This is a genomic window from Nostocoides veronense (assembly GCF_039531185.1).
In the GTDB taxonomy this organism is placed as follows: Bacteria; Actinomycetota; Actinomycetes; order Actinomycetales; family Dermatophilaceae; genus Nostocoides_A; species Nostocoides_A veronense.
The window spans coordinates 61,081-79,861 of the sequence record NZ_BAAAPO010000015.1 but is presented as its reverse complement, the minus strand read 5'-3'; the positions used below and the strand labels follow the sequence as shown (position 1 = coordinate 79,861).

The 18,781-nt window shown below is 67.6% G+C and carries 18 protein-coding genes; 5 read left to right on the top strand and 13 right to left on the bottom strand.

The annotated features are described in order from the left end of the window. Positions 1-30: 30 nt before the first annotated feature. Positions 31-654 carry an L-threonylcarbamoyladenylate synthase gene (locus ABD225_RS04240; protein WP_344081765.1) on the bottom strand — a complete coding sequence of 208 codons (624 nt, stop codon included), beginning with the start codon at positions 652-654 and terminating at the stop codon, positions 31-33. A 4-nt stretch (positions 655-658) separates the two neighbouring features. Then, positions 659-847: a DUF167 domain-containing protein gene (locus ABD225_RS04235; protein ID WP_344081762.1), complete on the bottom strand. Its 189-nt coding sequence runs from the start codon at positions 845-847 to the stop codon at positions 659-661. Between the two features lie 116 nt (positions 848-963). Between ABD225_RS04235 and ABD225_RS04230 the strand changes: the two genes are divergently transcribed. Further along, the gene (locus ABD225_RS04230) at positions 964-2,109 is read left to right on the top strand and encodes a methyltransferase domain-containing protein (RefSeq protein WP_344081759.1); all 1,146 of its coding nucleotides are present in this window, start codon (positions 964-966) and stop codon (positions 2,107-2,109) included. A gap of 106 nt (positions 2,110-2,215) precedes the next feature. On the opposite strand, the gene tpx is transcribed toward ABD225_RS04230, so the two are convergent. Beyond that, on the bottom strand, positions 2,216-2,713 hold the full coding sequence (gene tpx, locus ABD225_RS04225) for a thiol peroxidase (RefSeq protein WP_344081756.1): 498 nt from the start codon (positions 2,711-2,713) through the stop codon (positions 2,216-2,218). A gap of 182 nt (positions 2,714-2,895) precedes the next feature. Here tpx and ABD225_RS04220 point away from each other — a divergent pair, with 182 nt between their 5' ends. Further along, the gene (locus ABD225_RS04220; RefSeq protein WP_344081753.1) at positions 2,896-3,099 is read left to right on the top strand and encodes a hypothetical protein; all 204 of its coding nucleotides are present in this window, start codon (positions 2,896-2,898) and stop codon (positions 3,097-3,099) included. Here ABD225_RS04220 and ABD225_RS04215 read toward each other — a convergent pair. Continuing rightward, on the bottom strand, positions 3,092-5,032 hold the full coding sequence (locus ABD225_RS04215; protein ID WP_344081750.1) for an alpha-amylase family protein: 1,941 nt from the start codon (positions 5,030-5,032) through the stop codon (positions 3,092-3,094). The genes ABD225_RS04220 and ABD225_RS04215 overlap by 8 nt on opposite strands. Positions 5,033-5,087: 55 nt before the next feature. After that, positions 5,088-5,531, bottom strand: a complete 444-nt coding sequence (locus tag ABD225_RS04210; protein ID WP_344081747.1) for an OsmC family protein — start codon at positions 5,529-5,531, stop codon at positions 5,088-5,090. Positions 5,532-5,572: 41 nt separating this feature from the next. Between ABD225_RS04210 and ABD225_RS04205 the strand changes: the two genes are divergently transcribed. Further along, the gene (locus ABD225_RS04205) at positions 5,573-6,199 is read left to right on the top strand and encodes a histidine phosphatase family protein (RefSeq protein ID WP_344081744.1); all 627 of its coding nucleotides are present in this window, start codon (positions 5,573-5,575) and stop codon (positions 6,197-6,199) included. Positions 6,200-6,205: 6 nt separating this feature from the next. On the opposite strand, the gene ABD225_RS04200 is transcribed toward ABD225_RS04205, so the two are convergent. Further along, positions 6,206-7,690: a glutamate-cysteine ligase family protein gene (locus tag ABD225_RS04200; RefSeq protein ID WP_344081741.1), complete on the bottom strand. Its 1,485-nt coding sequence runs from the start codon at positions 7,688-7,690 to the stop codon at positions 6,206-6,208. 185 nt (positions 7,691-7,875) lie between these two features. On the opposite strand from ABD225_RS04200, the gene ABD225_RS04195 reads away from it, so the two are divergent. Both ABD225_RS04195 and ABD225_RS04190 read left to right on the top strand, forming a co-directional pair. After that, positions 7,876-9,054, top strand: coding sequence for an exonuclease SbcCD subunit D (locus ABD225_RS04195; RefSeq protein ID WP_344081738.1), 1,179 nt, complete (start codon positions 7,876-7,878; stop codon positions 9,052-9,054). Then, positions 9,051-12,143, top strand: coding sequence for an AAA family ATPase (locus ABD225_RS04190; protein WP_344081735.1), 3,093 nt, complete (start codon positions 9,051-9,053; stop codon positions 12,141-12,143). The genes ABD225_RS04195 and ABD225_RS04190 overlap by 4 nt, the downstream gene beginning before the upstream one ends. Before the next feature lie 61 nt (positions 12,144-12,204). Here the strand turns inward: ABD225_RS04190 and gcvP are convergent, their stop codons facing one another. From gcvP to ABD225_RS04155, 7 genes are all read right to left on the bottom strand, one after another. Beyond that, complete coding sequence (gcvP, locus tag ABD225_RS04185; RefSeq protein WP_344081732.1) at positions 12,205-15,051, bottom strand: aminomethyl-transferring glycine dehydrogenase; 2,847 nt, start codon at positions 15,049-15,051, stop codon at positions 12,205-12,207. 108 nt (positions 15,052-15,159) lie between these two features. Continuing rightward, positions 15,160-15,699 carry a MerR family transcriptional regulator gene (locus ABD225_RS04180; RefSeq protein WP_344081729.1) on the bottom strand — a complete coding sequence of 180 codons (540 nt, stop codon included), beginning with the start codon at positions 15,697-15,699 and terminating at the stop codon, positions 15,160-15,162. A gap of 196 nt (positions 15,700-15,895) precedes the next feature. Continuing rightward, positions 15,896-16,366 carry a bifunctional nuclease family protein gene (locus ABD225_RS04175; protein ID WP_344081726.1) on the bottom strand — a complete coding sequence of 157 codons (471 nt, stop codon included), beginning with the start codon at positions 16,364-16,366 and terminating at the stop codon, positions 15,896-15,898. 23 nt (positions 16,367-16,389) lie between these two features. Further along, on the bottom strand, positions 16,390-17,064 hold the full coding sequence (gene ftsR / locus ABD225_RS04170; protein WP_344081723.1) for a transcriptional regulator FtsR: 675 nt from the start codon (positions 17,062-17,064) through the stop codon (positions 16,390-16,392). Positions 17,065-17,066: 2 nt separating this feature from the next. After that, complete coding sequence (locus tag ABD225_RS04165; RefSeq protein ID WP_344081720.1) at positions 17,067-17,546, bottom strand: FHA domain-containing protein; 480 nt, start codon at positions 17,544-17,546, stop codon at positions 17,067-17,069. 42 nt (positions 17,547-17,588) lie between these two features. Next, complete coding sequence (gcvH, locus tag ABD225_RS04160; protein WP_344081715.1) at positions 17,589-17,978, bottom strand: glycine cleavage system protein GcvH; 390 nt, start codon at positions 17,976-17,978, stop codon at positions 17,589-17,591. A gap of 58 nt (positions 17,979-18,036) precedes the next feature. Further along, on the bottom strand, positions 18,037-18,744 hold the full coding sequence (locus tag ABD225_RS04155) for a DUF881 domain-containing protein (RefSeq protein WP_344081712.1): 708 nt from the start codon (positions 18,742-18,744) through the stop codon (positions 18,037-18,039). Positions 18,745-18,781: the final 37 nt, after the last annotated feature.

Here is an 18,781-nt window from a genome sequence, read left to right as displayed (position 1 = left end):
CCGCTTCCTCTCCCCCACGAAGGAAGCACCTCAGCCGACGAAGCGGGTGGGGTCGCCAGCGCCCGCGCGGGCGATCACCGGCTCACCCGAGGAGAAGTCGACCACCGTCGTGGGTTCGATGCCGCACTCCCCCGCGTCCAGCACGATGTCGACAGCATGGTCTAGTTCTTCCTTGACCAGCCAGCCCTGGGTCATTGGCTCGCTCTCGCCGGGCAGGATCAAGGTGCTCGAAAGCAGCGGCTCCCCCAATTCCGCGAGGATCGCCTGCACGACGCGGCTCTGCGGAATGCGCACGCCGATCGTTTTCTTCTTTGCGTGCAACAGTTTTCGCGGCACTTCCTTCGTCGCCGGCAGGATGAAGGTGTAGGGCCCGGGCGTTGCCGACTTGATCGCGCGGAAGATCGAGTTGTCGACGAACACGAACTGCCCGAGTTGGGCGAAGTCGCGGCAGATCACGGTGTAGTGGTGCTTGTCGTCCAGGCGGCGGATCTCGCGGATGCGGTCCTTAGCCTCTTGATTGCCCAAGGTCGCGCCCAGGGCATAGCCCGAGTCGGTGGGATAGGCGATCAGGCCGCCGTCGCGCAGCACGGCGACGACCTGCGAGATCGCCCGCGGTTGGGGATCGATCGGGTGCACATCGAGCAGGCGAGCCATGTGTTCACTGTATGCCGAGCAGCTCCACCAGCCGCGCGCCCACCAGGTCATCTGGATCGTCGATCGCGACGCGTTTGGTGCGCGAAGTCGCCCCACCGACGATGGCGACCGCGCGGGGGCGCACCCCGAACGCGGCGGCGAGCGCACGGCATACGGCCTCATTGGCCCGGCCGTCCACGGCGGGCGCGGACACCGCGACCACGAGGCGTCCCCGCCGAAGCGGCCCCCCACGCGGGTGCGCGAGGCGCCAGGCCGGACGCGAACGACGAACTGCATAGGGCTCATTGTCGCGGCCTACGCTGGGCCGTGATGGACTGCCACTACTACGACGCCGGCGTATGCCGCTCGTGCACCCTGATGGGCACGCCCTACGAGCGCCAGCTGGCGGATAAGCAGTCGGTCGCCGCGCAGCTTCTCGCGGAGCATGTGGGCCCCACCCGGTGGAGCGAACCCTTCGACAGCCGCGAGTCCGGCTTCCGCAATAAGGCCAAACTCGTTGTCGCAGGGCGGCCTGGTGAGATCACACTCGGCATCCTTGACGCCACGCAGAGGGCTGTAGACCTGAGCGAATGTGGCCTGTACGAACCGGGATTGCAGGCGGCTTTCGCGCCGCTGGCCCACCTGATCGAAGACCTGCGGCTGCTGCCCTATGACGTGCGCAAAGCTCGCGGCGAACTGAAGAATCTGCTGGTCACCCACTCCCCCAGCGGCGAACTCATGGTGCGCTTCGTCTTGCGCAGCGAGCGTCAGGCGCAGCGGATCGCCGACGCCGTGCCCGCAATCGGCGACTTAGTCGATGGAGTCGCGGTGGTCTCGATCAACCTTCAGCCGGAGCACAAGGCCATCCTCGAGGGTCCGCACGAGAGGGTGCTCACGGCGCGGCAGAGCCTGTCGATGGAGTTGGGTCAGGTCCGCTTGCACCTGCGGCCGAACAGCTTCTTCCAGACCAACACCGACGTCGCCATCGGCCTGTATCACCAAGCACAGCAATGGATTTCGCAGGTCGCGCCCGATGTCGTCTGGGATCTCTACTGCGGGGTCGGCGGGTTCTCGTTGTATGCCGGTGCGCCGGGTCGCCGGATCTTCGGCGCCGAGATCTCGGCGGACGCCATCGCGTCGGCGCGGCAGAGCGCGTCGGAGCTCGCTGCGTCCGAGTCGGGTGGGGTCGGGAGCTTCACCTTCGCTGCCGGCGACGCAGCCGTGATGGCCCGTGACGCAGGCTGGCCAGGGCCGGACCTGGTGATCGTCAACCCGCCACGGCGCGGAATCGATGCGCGTCTCGCGGCAGACCTCGAGAGCTCAGGCGCGAGCTTCCTGCTCTATTCGAGCTGCAATCCCGTGACCTTAGCGCGCGATCTGACGCGGCTGCCGAGCTTCCACGTCGAGCAGGCACGGCTGTTCGACATGTTTCCCCAGACGGGTCACAGCGAGGTGCTGGTCCTGCTGCAGCGCTGACGCGTCGCCATATGGGAGAGAAACCCTCCCTTTGTGCCAGAAGCTTTCCGGCACAAAAGGAGGGTTTCCGGCATCGGGCGGGAAACCTACAAACGGCGCCCCAGGCTCAGGAGAGGGCGGCGATGGCGGCGTCGTAGTCGGGCTCGGTGGTGATCTCGGGGACGACCTCGGTGTAGGTGACCTTGCCGTCGGCATCGAGCACGACGACGGAGCGGGCGAGTAGGCCGCGCAGCGGGCCGTCGGTCATCGTCACGCCATAGTCGGCGCCGAAGTCGCTGCGGAAGGAGGAGGCGGCGACGACATTCTCGATGCCCTCGGCGCCACAGAAGCGGCTCAGCGCGAACGGCAGGTCCGCGGACGCGCAGACGACGCTGGTGTTCTCCAAGCCGGAGGCCAGCTCGTTGAACTTGCGAACGCTGGCCGCGCACACACCGGTGTCAACGCTCGGGAAGATGTTGAGGACCACCCGGCGTCCGGCGAGCCCGGCCAGGGTCACATCGGACAGGTCCGAGCCGGTCAACGTGAAATCGGGGGCGGCACCACCTTGCGCGGGGAGGTCGCCGACGGTGTGAACGGGGTTGCCCTTGAATGCAGTCGTAGCCATGGACTCTGTCTAGCACGCCCGCGGCGCCCTGAACATTCCCAGCGGTCCGTCATGAGATTCCTAGCCAGGCCACGCGTCGGGCACAGCCGACTCACAAGGTCAGGCGGGAGTCTCGTCACATCGGCAGACCAGCCCCAAAGGCTAGCCGCACCATACGAATTCGCCGCTCAAGGAGAGACTCGATGATCGCCATCGCGCCCGCCACCGTCACCACGACCACCGCCGCTGCCCAGGTTCAGGACAGCCTCGGCACCACCTCGACGGGGCGGACGACATACGCCGGATCCGCCCACCGGGGCACCCCCGACCGCCTCACGACGGTCGCCGCGCAAGCCGGCCACTCACCCGCCGACCTGCCCGTGCTCGTGTTCGTCTGTGTCAGCTAGCCGACGGCGCGTCGACGACCCACCAGGCCGCAAAGGGTGGGATCCAGATATAGCCGTCATCGCCGATGGCGACCTGATGGTCATTGCCCAAGGCGTTGACCGGCTCCCGGAAACCGAGGCTTTCGAACTCCATCCCGGGGAAAGGCCGCCAGTCTTCGGTGACGTTGTAGATCGCCAGCATGGGACCGGCCGCGTGCGCCCGGTGCACAACGAGTAGACCCCGGTCGATGTGCTCGCCATACACGCGCGATTCCGCGCTTGCGTGCAGCTGCGGCAGGCTCGCGCGCACCCGCCCGAGATGCACCAGGCCTTGGAATATCTTCCCCGCGTCCGTGCGCAAGTCGTGGCGGTCCGCAGCCAACCGCCAGTCGAGCCGGGGTCGGTGCGCCCACCGGTTGTCGTTCTCATGGCCCTTCTCGGCAGCCCACTCCGGATCGTTGGGCGTCCCGAGTTCGTCCCCCGACCACAGCACGGGTATGCCGCCCCAGCCGTAGGCCAGAGCGTGCAGCACGAAGATCCGAGCCAGAGCGTGTTCACGGTCGGCATCGGTGCGGGCCGCCGCCAGCCCGGCCAGAGACGCCGCGGTCCCGCTGGTGCGCTTGTCGCCCGTTGCCTCGTTGAATTGGAAGACCAGTCCCCGGCCCCAGGAGCCGGCGACGTCCCCGGCATACCAGTCGGCGAGGAAGCGCCGGTGGAGAAAGCCGTTGAGCCCCAAGGCGGCTGCGTCCCGGTCATCGATCGCCCAGCCGATGTCGTCATGGCAGCGGACGTAGGTGATCCATGTGCCGGTCGGCGGCGTGGACGGCAGGGCACGCAGGGCGACCCGGGCGAGTTCGGTGTCGCCCCCGGCGAGCACCGACCAGCCCTGCACCATGAGGGAGTTGTGGTATGCCAGATCGCTGACCTGGCCGACATGCTGGCCGATTCCGAGGTACTGGATGAGGTCGCGTGGGCCCACGATCGCCTCGGCCTTGAAAACTGTTGCGGGAGCAGCGATTCGGGCCAGTGCGCGAAGCACAGCGGTGAGGTGGTGAACCTCTGGCTGGTTCTGGCAATCGGTGCCCATGCGCTTCCACGTGAACGCGATGGCATCGAGGCGCAGGACCTCGACGCCGAGGTTCGCGAGATACAAGATGATGTCGACGTACTCCCCCAGCACCGCCGGGTTGGCCCAGTTGACATCCCATTGCCAGGAATTGAAGGTGGTCCACACCCAGCCGCCGACCGCGTCATCCCAGGTGAAGCTGCCCGGCGCGAAGTCGGGGAAGATCTCCGGCAGCGTCCGCTCGTAGGCGTCCGGTTGCTGTCGATCGGGATAGATGTAGAAGTAGTCGCGATATGTCGCATCTCCCGCCTGCGCGCGCCGCGCCCAATCATGTTCGCGGGCAACGTGGTTCAGCACTAGGTCCATGACGAGCGACATACCACGGGCCCGCAAGGAGTCGGCCAGGCGTCGCAAGTCGTCGGTCGTGCCGAGGTCGGGACGGACAGCGCGGTAGTCGGCCACGGCATACCCACCATCGCTGTCGCCCTCTCGCGGCTGCAGGAGCGGCATCAGGTGCAGGTAGGTGACGCCGAGTTCCTGCAGATAGTCCAGCTTCTTGCTCACGCCACGCAGATCCCCGGCGAAACGCTCTGTGTAGCAGGCGTATCCGATCATCCGCGGGTCCTGCAACCAGGTGGGTGTCAGCAGGCGGGCTCGATCCAGTCGCCGCAGTTCTGGGTCGCGGTCGCGATATCCGCGCGCGGCCCGACGCACGAGATCCTCGGCAAGTTCCTCGGCCCGCTCCTCGCCATATAGCCGCGCAACGCCGGAGCGCACGGTAGGCCAGTAGCGCTCCAATCGCAGCGCGAATTCGTCGATGAGAAAGGGGTCTAGCCCCGCGAGTTCTTCGGAGGCGACGAGCTGGGCAGCGCGCGAGGAGCCAGGCATGCGACCATTCAAGCACTCGCGGGGCCAGCGTATTTGGTCGCGCCCAAAGCCCTCGTCAGTCGTGCGTCATCTGGACCGGGGCACCGGTTTGCACGGTCCGCGAAACAGTGCACAGCCGGTCGTGCGACATGGCGACAGCTTTGGGCAACATCTCGCGCGCGCGATCGCCGTCCGCGCCGTCCGGGAAGTCGATGGCGAAGTGAACCGCGATGTCCTGCAGTCGATTCCCCTGCTCATCGCGCGCCTTGGTCCCCGTTGCGGTGACCTCGAAGTGCTCCGGCTCCGCGCGCTTGACCGTGATCAGGTCGACGTCGACGGCGCTGCACCCCGCGATGGCGACGAGCAAAAGTTCCACCGGGGTGAAGTCGGTGTTCTCCCCCGAGGCGAAGTCCAAAGTGCCGCCGCGCGCATTCGTTGCTCGGAAGCGGCCCTTCTCGATTCTGCTGAACGTGATCTGGCGGTGCCCCAAGCCGGGGCCGTCGGCGATGACCTCACTCATGATCGAAACGCTATCCGGACCGAGCACCTAAGGTCGGACGTATGAGTGCACCGGCTGCGAGCGGCATACCCACTGGACGGCTGTTCCTACTCCGTCACGGGGAGACCGAGTGGTCCAAGAGCGGGCGGCATACGGGCCGGACGGACCTGCCGCTGACCGAGCACGGGGAGGCGCTAGCCCGGGCCGCAGGCGGTTTGCTCAGTGGCTGCAGCTTTGGCCTGGTGCTCAGCTCGCCGCTGCAACGCGCTTGGCGCACAGCGGAACTCGCGGGTCTCTCGCCCGAAGCAGAGCCTGATCTGATGGAGTGGGACTACGGCAGCGCCGAAGGCCGCACGACCGCGCAGATCCGCGCCGAGCTCGGCCGGCCATGGTCGGTTTTCCTGGACGGCGTCACGCCCGGCGCCACGCCGGGCGAGCAGGTCGAGGAGGTGGCCGCCCGGATGGCGAGGGTGCTGGTCCGCATACAGCCGACACTGCAGACACAGGATGTGGCCCTCGTGGGGCACGGACACGCGCTGCGGATCTTGGCCACCGTTTTTCTGCGGCAAGAAGTGCGGCTAGCTGCCTCGCTTTTGCTCGACGCCGGGTCGGTGAGCGTGCTGCGTTACGACAAGGAGTTCCCGGCTGTGGAGATGTGGAATCGGCTGCCTGGCCTCAACGCTGACTGACTGGTCTCAGATCTCGCGCGGCCACTCATGGACGGGCAGATTCTCGTGAACGTGGCTGATATAGCGCTCGAGCATTGAGCGCAGGGCAGTCGGGCGATCCATGCCCGTCGCCTCGAAGGCCTCGACCATATGAACCTGCCACTCCGCGCCATTGGCCGCGGTGATGCAGCGGCCCTCGATGACGCTGAGATAGCGGTCCCGAACGGCAGCGGAGACGCCCCAATCCGCCAGGCCCTCGTGAGCCATCGGCAGCAGGTGCCGCAGCACGAGTTCGTCCGCGCGCACCTCACCGAAGCCGGGCCAGTAGATGCGCGCATCGATCCCGTCGCGGGCGCATCGCCGGAAGTTTTCCTCGGCTGCGGCGAAACTCATCCGCGTCCAGATCGGCCGCTCTTCGCGGGCGAGCTGGCGCACGACGCCGTAATAGAAGGCGGCATTGGCCATCACATCGATCATCGAGGGGCCCGCGGGCAGCACTCGGTTCTCGACCCGCAGGTGTGGGGTGCCGTTCACGACGTCATAGATGGGCCGGTTCCAGCGATAGACGGTGCCATTGTGTAGGCGCAGTTCGGCCAGAGTGGGGGCAACGCCCTGCTCCAAGAGCGCGATCGGATCCTCGTCCCCGCACTCGGCAAGTAGGGCCGGGAAGTAGCGGACGTTCTCCTCGAAGAGATCGAAGATGGAGGTGATCCAGCGTTCGCCGAAGAAGACCCGGGGGCGGACGCCCTGGTTCTTCAGTTCGATGGATCGGGTGTCGGTGGCCTGCTTAAACAGCTCGATGCGGGTCTCGGCGTGTAGCCGCTGGCCGAAGAAATAGGGCGAGTTGGCTGCCAGCGCAAGTTGCGGGCCGACGATCGCTTGTGCCGCATTCCAATAGTTCGCGAAATCCGCGGGAGCGACCTGCAGGTGCAATTGCATCGAGGTGCACGCCGACTCGGGGGCGATCGTGTCGCTATAGGTATGGACGCGCTCCCCGGTCGGACCCTCGATGTCGAGGTAAATGTCCTCGCCGCGGGCGTAGAAGATCGAGTCGTTGAGCGCCGCATAGCGATTGTTGGCGGTGATCCAGTCGCCCTCGAAATGCTCCGGCATGATCGTCGGCAGGATGCCGATCGGCACGATCCGCGCCTGTGCCGAATGGGCCTTCTCCTCGGCATTGTTCAGCGAGCGGCGCAGGTCCTCTTCCAACTCCAGGGCGGAGTCTCCGGGCAGCGGCCGGGGCCGGACGTTCATCTCGATGTTGTACTGCGCCAATTCGGTCTGGAAGTCGGAGTCGGCGATGGCCGCCAGGACCTCGAGATTGGCGAAGCGCGGCTGGAAGTTGTCATCGACGAGATTGAGTTCGAGCTCCATGCCGGTCATGGGTTTCTCGAACTCGAACTGGCTGCTGGCGAGCATGCGCTCGAAGACGTCGAGGTTCTGACGCACCTTCTCGCGATAGCGCTGTCGTTCCTCGCGGCTGTAGCTCTTGGCTTCGACCTCGACACCCATGGGCACACCCAACCACAGCCCACCCGTCGGGGCCACGCGCGAGCGGCGATTTCTTACCGATTGACCAGAAGGGCGTTTCTCACGCCCTGCGAAACTGCCCAATTGCTCGCCCTCGCCTCTCGGATTGGGGGCGCACCGGCGCAAATGCCGGGGGGCTGTCAGTGCGGCCTCATAGCCTGCTGGGCATGCGCATCCTGCACACCTCCGACTGGCACCTGGGCCGGTCGTTCAAGAGTGTCGGAATGCAGGCCGTGCACGAGAGCGCTCTCGATCAGCTGATCGAGGTGGTGCGCGAGACGCGGGTCGATGCGGTCCTCATCTCGGGGGATGTGTATGACCGCGCGATCCCCTCCCCCGATGCCGTCGCCTTGCTCTCGACCACGCTGGAGCGGCTGGTCGACGCCGGCACCCAGGTGGTCTTGTCCAGCGGCAATCACGATTCGGCGATCCGTCTCGGCTTTGGCGCGGGCTTGCTGCGCCAGGCCGGCGTGCACGTGGCCACATCGGTTGCGGAGGTGGGGCAGCTGGTGCCGATCGCCGACGGAGTGATCGCCCCCATTCCCTATCTCGACCCGATCCTGGCGGCGGGCGCTCTCGGAGCCAGTGAGCGAACCCACTCCGGCGTTCTGGGCGCGGCCATGGGGCGGGTGCGGGCGGCATACTCCGGCGGGCCCCTGGTGGTGATGGCCCATGCCGTCGTCACCGGCGGCGATAGCTGCGACTCCGAGCGAGATATCAGCACCGGTGGACTCTCGGCGGTGCCGGCCTCGACCTTCGCCGGGGCGGCGTATGCCGCGATGGGTCACCTCCACGGCGCGCAGACCCTTGGGGAGCGCGTGCACTACAGCGGGTCGCCAGCAGCGATGTCATTCGGGGAGGCGAACCATCGCAAGACCTGGTCGCTGGTCGAGGTGTCGGGCACGCGGGCGCCGCGCATCGAGCGCATCGAGGTGCCCGTCCTGCGCGCCCTCGCCAGGCTACGCGGGACTTTGGAGGAGCTGCTGACCGAGGTGCGGCACGCGCATGCCGAGTCCGCGTGGTGCTCGGTCGTGCTCACCGATCCGGTGCGGCCGCTGGCCGCCATGGACCGGCTGCGCGCGCGCTTCCCCCACACCCTCGAGTTGGCTTTCGAACCCGAGGGGATCAGCGTGCTGCCGAGCACCTACACCACCCGGGTGCAGGGGCGCTCGGATCTGGACGTCTGCTGCGATTTCGTCGGGCACGTGCGCGGCGGCGCGGGCGTGCATGCGGACGAGCGACGGCTGCTCGAACGCGCGATGGAGGCCTCGCGACGCGAGCGGTGGCTCAGCGAGCACGAGGCCAAAATCGGCGATGATCCGGCGGGTGAGGTGGCGAGCGCATGAGATTGCACGGCCTGCACGTCAGCGCCTTCGGCCCCTTTGCGCAGTCGCAGGTCATCGACTTCGATGAGTTGTCAGGTGCTGGTCTCTTCCTGGTGCACGGCGCCACGGGCGCCGGCAAGACCAGCATTCTCGATGCGGTCTGTTTTGCCCTCTTCGCCGATGTTCCCGGCGCCCGCTCGGCGCGCGCTTTGCGCTCGGACCTCGCTCCACCGGACCTGCTCACCTCGGTGACGCTTGAGTTCACGGCCTCCGGGCGACGCTTGCGGGTGACCCGCAGCCCCGAGCAGGTCCGTCCTAAGCGGCGGGGCACGGGCAGCGTCAAGGCAGTGGCCAGCGTGGTCTTGGAAGAGTTTGCCCATGGATGGCAGGTGCGTTCAACGCGCATCGACGAGGCTGCTGAGGTCATCGCCGATGCGGTCGGGTTGGGGTTGGCCCAGTTTCAACGCATCGCGCTGTTGCCTCAGGGTGAGTTCTCGGCCTTCCTGCGCGCTGATGCTCGCGATCGGCATCGGCTGCTCACGGCCCTTTTCGATGTCACGGCTTTTGAGGATGTCGAAGCCTGGCTGGCCGAGAAGCGCCGGGAGCACGCCAGCGCCCGCGAGGCGGCGGAGCGCGATTTTGGGTATGCCGTGCGCTCCCTCGTCGACCTACTCTCGGGCCTGCCGGGTGAGGCCGTCGATTTGCCTGCGCTGTTGGGTGACCGGGACATCAGCGACCTGGCCGCGACCGAGTGGGCGGCCGTCACGCCGATTCTGAGTGAGCACTTGCGCGGTGCCGCCGTCGAGGCAAATGCTCGCGCGAGCGAGGCGATCACCGCCGCCGATGGCTGCCAACGGGAGCTCGCGCAGGCCGAGACTCTTCTCCGAGCGCGCCGGCGAGGAGAAGCGGCCCAGCAGGAGACGGCCGAGTTGGCCTCGCACGCGAGCGCGATTGCCGAGGCTCGCGAGCGGCTTGCGGCATCTGCCAGGGCGGAGCGTGTTCGTCCGCATCTGCACGCCGCCGACGTGGCCGGCTCGGCTCATCGTCGTGCCGCCGCGGCTCTGGCCCAGGCGGGCGTCTCCTTATCGTCCCTGTCCACCTCGCTGGACCCGACCGATCTGCTGGCCGAGGACGCCGTGGATCGGGGGACCCGGTTGCTCGCGGCAGCGCAGGCGCCGGCTCGCGATCTCGCCAAGACGGCAGCTGAGGTGACTAAGGCGGAGCGTTCACATCGGGACCTTGGGCGCCGAGCCGAGGCACTTGCGAGCCAGCAGGACCAACGCCACCAGCAGATCGCCGATCTGGACCGGGCCCTAGCGTCGGACGAGACCGAGCGAGAACCGCTCGCCGAGGTCATCGCGCGGCATACCGTGATAGCCCAGGCTGTGCAGCTTTCGGGTGTTCTCACGTCGTCCCGGGACGCCGAGACGGCGGGCCGAGAGGAGTCGCTGGCCGCCGAGCGCGCCGAACTCTCCGCGCAACGACGACTGCTCGATCTCGAGCAAGCCCGGCTCGCCGACCTCGCCGCCCAACTCGCCGATGGACTGATCCCCGGCGCCCCCTGCCCGGTATGCGGGTCCGCCGAGCACCCCGAGCCGGCGCAGATCGGCGCGGACTGGTCGCCCGACGCGATCGCGCAGGCCGAGGCCGCCCTGGCCGCCCGGCGGCGCGAGATGCAGCGCATCAACTCCACGCTGGCGGTCGTGTCCGAGCGGATCGCCTCGGCAACCAGCCGGCTCGCCGAACTCGGCCATGCCGATCACTCCCCCGCCGAGTTGGCGAGCAAACTGCGTCAATGCGGCGAGGAGGTTGAGTCGGCCCGGCAGCAGGTGCGCGAGCGAGAAGCGCAGCAGCGGGCACTGGCTGACGCACGGCATACCCAGGAACAGGCGGCCGCAACGCTGAGGCAGGCCGCGATCGACGCCCAACTGGCCAAGGCCGCCACGCGTGACCTGCGGGATCGACTGCAGCAGTCCGTGGACCGCGTCCGAGCCCTCCTCACCGACCATGCCGACTGCCCATGCCAGCCAAGCGGCCCTGTCGTGACCGATCTCGAAGCTCTCGATCACCCCGGCCTAGTGCGCGAACTGACCCGCAGCCACGATCACCATGACCAGGTGATTCGGGAGGTGTCGGCAGTCCGGTCGGCGCGCGAGCGTCAGGCCGCCACCGCCGATGCGCTGCAGGCAGCGGACACCGACCTGCTGGCCGCGCTTCCCGAGACAGGCTTCGCGGACCGAGAGGAAGCCCGTCGAGCACTACTGCCGGACACCGAATCCCAGGCGCTGGAGGCGAGCATCCATGAGCACGAGAGGCGGGGTCATCTCGCGACCGCGACCTTAGCCGAGCCGGACATCATCGCTGCCCTCGCGGCCCCGACGCCCAATCTCGACGCACTAAAGCAGGCGGCCGCGCACCAGCGGGCGCAGGCCCAAAACCTCAGCCGAAGTGCTCATGATCTTGACCGGATCGCCACCTCGTCAACGATTCTGCTCGCCCGGATTGGGGTTGCGGCGAAGCTGCTCGAGCGGGAGCGAGAAGCTCACCTGCGGGTCAGCGCGCTGGCAGAACTCACCGGCGGCACCTCGGCGGAAAACACGCTGCGGATGCGGCTGTCGACCTTTGTGCTGGCAGCCCGGCTCGAACGCGTCGTGGAACTTGCCAATGAGCGCTTGGCCGTCATGGGTGAGGGCCGCTTCCGCCTCGGGCACGACGACTCCCTGGCGGCTCATGGCGCCCGCAGCGGCCTCGGACTGCTGATCCGCGACGAGTGGTCAGGCGTGGACCGCTCGCCGGCGAGCCTGTCTGGAGGCGAATCCTTCATGGCCTCGGTGGCGCTCGCCCTCGGACTCGCCGATGCGGTCCGCGAAAGCGCCGGCGGGGTCGAGTTGCAGACCCTTTTCATCGACGAAGGCTTCGGCAGCCTCGACGAGCACAGCCTCGAAGATGTCATGGCCGTCCTCGACGGGCTGCGCGATGGTGGCCGCGCCGTCGGCGTGGTGAGCCACCTCGCCGAATTGCGTGACCGCATACCCACGCAGCTGGCGGTCCATAAGTCGAGCGCCGGCTCACACGTGGAGCAGAACGGGAACTCCGCGCTCAGCGCCTGAGCCAAGCCGAGCCGACGTGCCGTGGAGACCGGACTCCCCGACGCCGGCTTTCGGGTGCGGCCTATTCGAAGGCCTCCGGCGGCGGACAGGAACAGACCAGGTTGCGGTCGCCATACGCACCATCAATTCGGGCCACGGGCGGCCAGTACTTCGCGGCGTGCAGGCCGGCCGGGAAGCAGGCGGTCGCGCGGTCATACGGGTGCTCCCACTCGCCAACCAACGACTGGGCGGTATGCGGAGCGTGCCGGAGCACGCTGTCGGCGACGGACACCTCACCATCAAGGACCTGCTGGATCTCGCCGCGGATCGCGATCATCGCGTCGCAGAAGCGGTCGATCTCCCCCAGGTCCTCGCTCTCGGTCGGCTCGACCATCAAGGTTCCGGCGACCGGGAAGGACATCGTCGGCGCGTGGAAGCCGTAGTCGATCAAGCGCTTGGCGATGTCGTCCACAGTGACCCCGGAGTCCTTGGTCAGCGGCCGGACATCCAGGATGCACTCGTGCGCGACGAGGCCACCGGCCCCGGCATAAAGCACCGGATAGTGCTCGCCGAGCCGGGCCGCGATGTAGTTGGCATTGAGGATGGCGACCTGGGTCGCGCGGGTCAGCCCGACACCGCCCATCAGCCGGATGTAGGCCCAGGAGATCGGCAGGATGCCGGCCGATCCATAGGGCGCCGCCGACACCGCGGCGCCGGTGCGCCCCTGCTGCGGGCTCGCGGGCAGGAAGGGCGCCAGGTGTTCGCGGACGCCGATCGGTCCCACGCCCGGCCCGCCGCCGCCATGCGGGATGCAGAAGGTCTTGTGCAGATTCAAGTGCGAGACATCGGAGCCGAACTTGCCCGGCCGGGCCAGGCCGACGAGCGCGTTGAGATTGGCGCCATCGACATAGACCTGGCCGCCGGCGTCGTGGACCAGCCCGCACAACTCGGTGATCGTGTCCTCGTAGACGCCATGGGTCGAGGGATAGGTCACCATCATCGCCGCGAGATTCTCGCCGTGCTGCGCGACCTTGTCTTTGAGATCCCCCATGTCGATATCGCCGCCGGGTGCCGTCGCGACGACGACGACCTTCATCCCGGCCATCACGGCGCTCGCGGCATTGGTGCCGTGAGCGCTGGAGGGGATGAGGCAGACCGTGCGGTGCCCCTGCCCGTTGGCGCGGTGGTATGCCCGGATCGCCAGCAAGCCAGCCAACTCGCCTTGGGAGCCGGCATTGGGCTGCAGGGAGACGGCGTCATAGCCGGTGATCTCGCAGAGCCAGCCTTCGAGCTCGGCGATCAGATCCTGATAGCCCGCAGACTGATCGTCCGGAGCGAAGGGGTGCAGATTGGCGAATTCCGGCCATGTCACGGCGACCATCTCGGTCGTCGCGTTGAGCTTCATCGTGCACGAGCCGAGCGGGATCATGCCGCGGTCGAGGGCGAAGTCCTTGTCGGCGAGTTTGCGCAGGTAGCGCAGCATCGCCGTCTCAGAGTGATGGCTGCTAAAGACTGGGTGGGTCAAGAAGTCGCTGGTGCGGCGCAGGTCCTCGGGGATGGCCGCATCGCCAGCGCCGGTGAGCTGCTGCGGCAGACCGAGGGCCACCAGGAGCCGGTTCACAACCTCGGGTGTCGTGGTCTCGTCCACGCTGATGCCCACCAGGTCGTCATCGATCCGGCGCAGGTTGATGCCTTGCTGGCGCGCGGCGGCGACGGCGGCATCGGCTCCGCCGGGCGCTCGCACCGTCAGGGTGTCGAAGAAGGCGTCGGCGAGGACCTCCACGCCACCCGCGATCAGGCCGCCGCGCAGCTGCTGGGCGCGTTCATGGACCGTCCGGGCGATGCCGGTCAGTCCCTGCGGGCCGTGGTAGACGGCATACATCGAGGCCATGACGGCCAGCAGCACCTGGGCCGTGCAGATATTGGAGGTCGCCTTCTCGCGGCGGATGTGCTGCTCGCGGGTCTGCAAGGCGAGGCGGTATGCCGGATAGCCCACCGCGTCCACGGAAACACCGACGAGCCGGCCCGGCATCGTGCGCTCGAGCCCCTTGCGCACGCTCATGAAGCCCGCGTGCGGCCCGCCGAACATCATCGGCACTCCGAAGCGCTGCGCCGAGCCGACGGCGATATCGGCGCCCCACTCCCCCGGCGGGGTCAGCAGGGTCAGGGCTAGTAGGTCTGTGGCGGCGGTGACCAGGGCCTTGGCCTCGTGGGCGGCGGCGGCGAGGGCGGCATACGAGCGGATCGCGCCTCGATCGTCCGGATATTGCACGAGCACCCCGAAGACCTCACGCTCCCCCGCCGCGGCGCGCAAGGCGGCGGGCGAGTCGACCCCGCTGAGGTCCGCGACGACCAGAGGTATGCCGATCGCCTCGGCCCGGGTGGCGACGACGGCGAGGGTCTGGGAGAAGACCCGCTCGTCGATCAACAGCACCGAGTCGTCCTTGGCCCGGGTGGAACGGTGCATCAAGGTCATCGCCTCGGCCGCTGCCGTTGCCTCGTCGAGCAGGGATGAGCCCGCGATGTCCAGGCCCGTCAGATCCGTGACGACCGTCTGGAAGTTCACCAGGGCCTCCAGCCGGCCCTGGGAGATCTCCGGCTGATAGGGCGTGTAGGCGGTGTACCACGCGGGGTTCTCCAGCACATTGCGCGCGATGACGCCGGGGGTGATCGTGCCGTAGTAGCCTTGGCCGATGAGGCTGGTCAGGACCTGGTTCTGCTCGGCATAACCCCGCAACTGAGCAATGACGGCGGCCTCGGAGGCGGCTGGCTCGATGCCGAGCGGCGCCTCGGCGCGGATCGAGGACGGGATGGCGGCATCGACGAGGGCCTCCAGGCTGTACTGGCCCACGACCCGCAGCATCGCCTCGACATCCGCCTCCCGCGGACCGATGTGTCGGGCGGTGAAATCGGGCAGCGGTGTCGTCACCTGAACTCCTTCATCGGATGCTCGTGGGGCCGCGCCGAGCCTATCAATGGCAGCGCCAGCACCCGACGACCCTGCCCACGTGGTCCCGGCTGGTGAAGGTGGGACCTCTCAGCCGACGCGGGCGGCGCGGCGAGCGCGCAATTCGTCGTGCGGGTGCTCGGACGGCTCATCCTGGTCGGCGCTCTCCCCAGGCAGGTGCGCCAGGGATCCCTCGACTTCTTGCCAGACCTTGCCGAGCGCAATCCCGAAGACGCCCTGACCGCCTTGGAGCAGGTCGAACATCTCGGTCGGCGAGGTGCATTCGAAGACCGACGCGCCGTCGCTGAGCAAGGTCACCTGAGCCAGGTCATCGACGCCGCGCTCGCGCAGGTGCTCGATGGCGAGCCGGATCTGGTGCAGGGAAACCCCGGTGTCCAGCAGCCGCTTGACGACCTTGAGCACGAGGATGTCGCGGAAGCCATAGAGCCGCTGCGAACCGGAGCCGGCCGCCCCGCGGATCGAGGGCTCCACGAGGCCGGTCCGGGCCCAGTAGTCGAGCTGGCGGTAGGTGATGCCGGCCGCCTTGCACGCGGTCACACCGCGATAGCCGACATCGCCGAAGGGATTCGACAATTCGTCGAACAATGCGTCCTGGGTCACGGTGGGCATCGCCCGACCGTTCTCCTCGCCAGTCCCGTTCACCGGGTCCCTCCATCTGAAATGGCCGTTTATCTGGATTTGACGGTACGGCGCGGGGTGGGCAGCGTCAACGACCGAGCAGATAACGCTTTCGGCGTGTCGCGCCAGCCTCACTCGTCACATCAGTCACACACGACACTCTCAACCCATAGTCGACATTGAGTCACTAGGGTGTCGATTCGAAGTCTTCCGGCGAGACATGATCGAGGAACTCCTTGAACTTCTCCACCTCGTCGTCCGTCTCTTCCGGCAGCAGGATGCCCGCAGCTTCCAGCAAGCCCTCGGGCGCAACCACCTCGGCACCGGAACGGATCGCCAAGGCGATGGCATCGGAGGCCCGCGAATCAATCTCTAAACCGCTGTGCAGCACAAGATTCGCGAAATAGACGCCATCCTCAATGCGCTCGATCCGCACCCGCTCCAAGGTGTCCCCCAGGGCTTCGAGGACATCGATCAGCAGATCGTGCGTCAGGGGCCGAGGCGGCACGACACCTTGCTGGGCATAGGCGATTGCGGTGGCCTCCGCGGCACCGATCCAGATCGGCAGATGGCGCACGCCATCGCGTTCGCGCAGCAGCACGATCGGGGTGTTTGTGGGCATCTCCACCCGCACGCCGAGGACGTCCAAGGGCTTCATCAGGCCACGCTATCGCGCGGACCTTAGCCCCGACGGGCCAATTCGTCCTTGACCAGGGCGGTATGCAGTGCCAGGCAGGCTAGCGCCACATCTGCCGGTTCCGGGCGGGCGGCCTGCGAGGCGGCATAGTCCACGAGCCCGATCTCGCGCTCGGCCGCAGTCCGGAACAGACGCAAGTGCCGCGCCTCGATCCCCAGAGCCGCCAATTGCGCGGCAGCGGCGACAATCCGGACGCTCTCACCGACGAAATAGCCATCGCGGTCCGGGCGCAGCAGGCCGTATGAGGTCAGTTCGTCCAACAGCGCCAGCGGCGCCTCCGCGGCCCGGGCCAACTCGGCCCTGTTCAGGCGCGCGGTGGTGCGGATCGTCATACTCCCGGGGTCGGGGAGGTCGGGATCCGCCGCCAACTGCGGCGGCTGCGGGAGCGCGGAGGGCGCGTCCTCGGCCACCGTGAGTCCGCGTTCCATCCCATCGAGCGCATCACGAATGACCTTCAACGGCCAGAAGCGGTCGCGCTGGGCCGTGAGGATGAAGCGCAACCGCTCCACATCGGCGCCGCTGTAGTAGCGATAGCCGGAGCCGCTGCGCTGCGGCTCCACGAGGCCCTCGGATTCGAGGAAGCGGATCTTGCTGATGCTCAGGTCAGGGAAATCGGGCTGCAGTGCCGCAAGCACCGCCCCGATTCGTTGACCGGCCACGATCAGGCCTTGGCCTGGTGGAACACCAGGCGGAACTTCCCGATCTGGACTTCGTCGCGATCGTGCAGATCCGCCTCGTCGACCCGCTGCTTGTTGACATAGGTGCCGTTGAGAGAGCCCACATCGCGCACGACGAAGTGCTCGTCCTCCCAGGAGAAGACCGCGTGCTTGCGCGAGACCGTTACATCGTCGAGGAAGATGTCGCTGTCCGGGCCGCGCCCGCTGGTGACCTGGGCATTGTCAAGCAGGAAGCGCGCGCCGGTGTTGGGACCGCGCTGGACGATCAGCAGGGCGGTGCCGGGGCGCAGCGCCTCGATCAGGCCAAGGTCCTCGCGCGAGAGGGCAGGCTCGTAGTCGGCCCAGTCTGGCGCCTCCTGGCCGCCGGTCGGGGGGAGGCGCTGGGTCGACGGATCGAAGCGGAAGGCCTGCGGGCTGTCCGCACCGTCGTCGGGAAGGCCCGTGCCCGGGGCGGTGTCACTCATGTCGCGGCTGTCCTGTCGTGCTCGGGGTGTATGAGGTGGCGGTCAGGCCAAGTTCTCGCGGTATGCGGAGGCGTCCATCAGAGCCTCCACTGCGCTGGCGTCCGCCAGCGACATCTCGAAAATCCAACCCTCGCCATATGGGTCGGTGTTGATCAATTCTGGCGCGGCATCGAGCGCCTCATTGACGGCCGTGATCGTGCCAGTCAGCGGCGAGTAGAGGTCGCTGACCGACTTGGTGGACTCCACCTCGCCGCAGGACTCCCCGGCCGTGACAGCGGCACCAACGGAGGGCGCACTGACGTACACCACATCACCGAGCGCGTCCTGCGCATAGGCCGTAATCCCCACCCGCACGTTCTCGCCGTCGCCTGGGCGCACCCACTCGTGCTCGGCGGTATAGCGCAAGTTATCGGGGTAATCGAAATCTGACATGGGGTCTCCGTTCTCGGCGAGGCTGTTCGCCACCCTAATGGTCGATGGCGCTCTGGCGTCAGGGGGACGCGCTCGATGTCGGGACGGGCTGGGGTGTCGCGAAGCGAGGGGTCGGCAGATCGACCACCGCGGTGATATCCACCCGATCCAATGGCGCGATCGTGACATCGCCCCCGAGTCCACGGACCGAGACCGTGACGCCGCCAGGGATGCCCATCGCGGCCGTCATCGTGGCGGGGTCGCCGATGGCGAGGATGGAGTATGGCGCGGAGATCCCGGTGCCCGAAACACTCACTCCCGCATCAGAATCGGTGAAATACGTGCTCGCCACGACGCGGACGGGTCCGACCTGCATCACCTCGGCACCGGCGTCACGCAGTTCCTGAATGGCGTCCAGCAAGATGGTCGAGCCGATCTTGCCGTCCGGGTCAGTGATCGTCAGCCGGATGCCCGGGCCGGTCGCGGGCGCGGTGCCCGCCAAGATCGCGAGCGTGTCGGCGCGCTCGCGGGCCAGGGCGAGTGCCTCCTTCTCACTGTCCACGCCACTGGCGAGCCGGTCCCGGGTGCGTTCCAAGTCGCGCAGTTCCGTTCCAAGCCGAACACCTTCCTGGGTGACGGTGTCCAGGACGCCGACGAGGTCTTGCTCGCGCAGGCTCTCCAGGCCGGAGGATCGAGTTTGGTGGACCTGCGTGCTGATGGCAAAGCCGAGCAGGGTCGCGAGGAGCAAGACCAGGACATTGGCCTTGGTCGCCCGAGGGCGGCCCATCCGGGCCAGCCTGCGCCACGCGCCGGCCGATGAGGTC